This window comes from Bacteroides sp. ET336, from assembly GCF_024733815.1.
GTDB lineage: Bacteria > Bacteroidota > Bacteroidia > Bacteroidales > Bacteroidaceae > Phocaeicola > Phocaeicola cellulolyticus.
Window position 1 is genome coordinate 1 of the sequence record NZ_JANRHK010000067.1, and the last position, 414, is coordinate 414.

General features: G+C 38.9%; 2 tRNA genes. Both read left to right on the forward strand.

From position 1 onward, the window contains the following. The first annotated feature begins 9 nt into the window (after positions 1-9). Positions 10-83, forward strand: a tRNA-Ile gene (locus NW213_RS16855). A 176-nt stretch (positions 84-259) separates the two neighbouring features. After that, a tRNA-Ala gene (locus NW213_RS16860) sits at positions 260-333 on the forward strand. Positions 334-414: the final 81 nt, after the last annotated feature.

A 414-nucleotide genomic window follows, 5' to 3' on the forward strand; every position in this document is an offset into this window, starting at 1 on the left:
TTATTATATAGTCCTATAGCTCAGTTGGTTAGAGCGCTACACTGATAATGTAGAGGTCGGCAGTTCAACTCTGCCTGGGACTACATCGACGAAAGTCAATGTTTCAGGTAGCAAATCTATCTGAAATAATATCGACGAAAGTCAATGTTTTCAAACAGCAAAACTGAATGAAAATATAATGAAAAAAAGTTGCTTTTTTATTTGCGAGTTCAAAATAAAACACTTACCTTTGCACCCGCTTTTGAAAAGACAACAGCACGGGGGATTAGCTCAGCTGGCTAGAGCACCTGCTTTGCACGCAGGGGGTCAACGGTTCGAATCCGTTATTCTCCACTACAGATTGATAGGATAGACGTAGTCAATCCTTGAAAATATGAAAGATCTTTGACATGATGTAACAAGCTGAAAAAGTAA